Consider the following 1,293-nt stretch of genomic DNA (forward strand, 5'->3'; position numbering starts at 1 on the left):
AGGAAACGAGGAGATCTAGGTGAATATTTCTTTTTCGCCACTCGGCGACCAAGCAATTGTCATCGAGTTTGGCCATGAAATCAATGAGCAAACTAAACAAGCGGTTAGGAGAGTATCGACTTTACTAGAAAAGCAAAAACCCGATTGGATGATTGAATTTATTCCTGCGTTCGTAACCGTAACGGTCTTTTATGATCCCATCTTGGCGCTTTACGATAAAGTAAAAATTGAACTAGAAAGACTGCTATTACATCTAGGTGAAGATTTGGCAGTCAAAACCACCACCATTGAAATTCCCGTGTGCTATGGCGGCGAGTTTGGGCCTGATCTCGAATTTGTAGCGCGACATAACAAACTGACTCCACGTGAAGTTATTGATATCCACACTTCCGGCACTTATTCAGTACATATGATTGGTTTTGCACCCGGCTTTCCCTTTATCGGTGGCATGTCTGAAAAAATTGCAGCTCCGAGACGCGATTCTCCGCGTCTCCGCATTCCGGAACGGACAGTCGGCAGTACTGATGGGTGGAAGTTACTATGCTTTACGGTTAGAAACTGTTACCGATTGGTTAACTATTACCTTAACATTGGCAATGATTACAGTTGGGCCAACGCTAATTTACTTTTTACTGATCAAACCAAAGGCGATGCCAAAACTATGGATTTACCTCTCGTTTCTAGCATGTTTAGGAGCTGCTTACCTGATCATTCCATCATCACAAAAAGATACTTATAACGATACTCGCATTATTAGGGGGAGTCAAGTTTGGAGAAACTCTAATAATAAGGTAAGATATCCAATATAAATACCTGTAGGGAGCGTGCGATGTATGAGAAAAACGACTGATGTCATCGGAGAGATGGTTTTCCATAATCAGATTTTGCCAGAAGATATCCCAAAGATTGACCTGTATATCGATCAGGTCATTCAATTGTTTGAATCGAGTTTTGTTGATTCTAAGCGCCGTTCCGATGAGAAAATCTTAACCAAAACGATGATTAACAAAAAGTAGTAGCACGGCTACGTGAACGAATGTGGCTAAAGATTACTCGTTTGCCAGTTAGTTACTTTGACAAAGAACCCAGCGGTGAAACGGTTAGTCGAATTGTTAACGATACAAGTATTGTTAGAGAATTAATATCTAATCATTTTCCAAGTTTTATTGGAGGAATTATCTCGATTATTGGGGCGGTTACGATTTTACTCATAATGGATTGGAAAATGACACTCATAATGTTAATTGCAGTTCCCATTGTAGTAGTGATAATGATTCCATTGGGTAGACAAAT

3 protein-coding genes are annotated in these 1,293 nt (G+C 40.1%); all 3 read left to right on the top strand.

The genetic code is table 11. The features are described 5' to 3' along the window. The first annotated feature begins 19 nt into the window (after positions 1-19). Positions 20-739 (top strand): 5-oxoprolinase subunit PxpB, encoded by a 720-nt coding sequence (pxpB, locus tag ABZ924_RS38705; protein WP_361920445.1) that lies wholly within the window; start codon positions 20-22, stop codon positions 737-739. 124 nt (positions 740-863) lie between these two features. Continuing rightward, complete coding sequence (locus tag ABZ924_RS38710; RefSeq protein ID WP_361920449.1) at positions 864-1,016, top strand: DUF1836 domain-containing protein; 153 nt, start codon at positions 864-866, stop codon at positions 1,014-1,016. Between the two features lie 41 nt (positions 1,017-1,057). Then, positions 1,058-1,293: ABC transporter transmembrane domain-containing protein (locus ABZ924_RS38715; protein ID WP_361920447.1), on the top strand; the 236-nt coding region annotated here is incomplete at its 3' end.

The sequence above is a fragment of the Streptomyces sp. NPDC046876 genome, assembly GCF_040645035.1.
Taxonomy (GTDB): Bacteria; Actinomycetota; Actinomycetes; order Streptomycetales; family Streptomycetaceae; genus Streptomyces.

Excerpts from the sequence above, each read along its gene's own strand:
- ABZ924_RS38710 (WP_361920449.1), top strand. The coding sequence starts at position 864 with ATGGTTTTCCATAATCAGATTTTGCCAGAAGATATCCCAAAGATTGAC.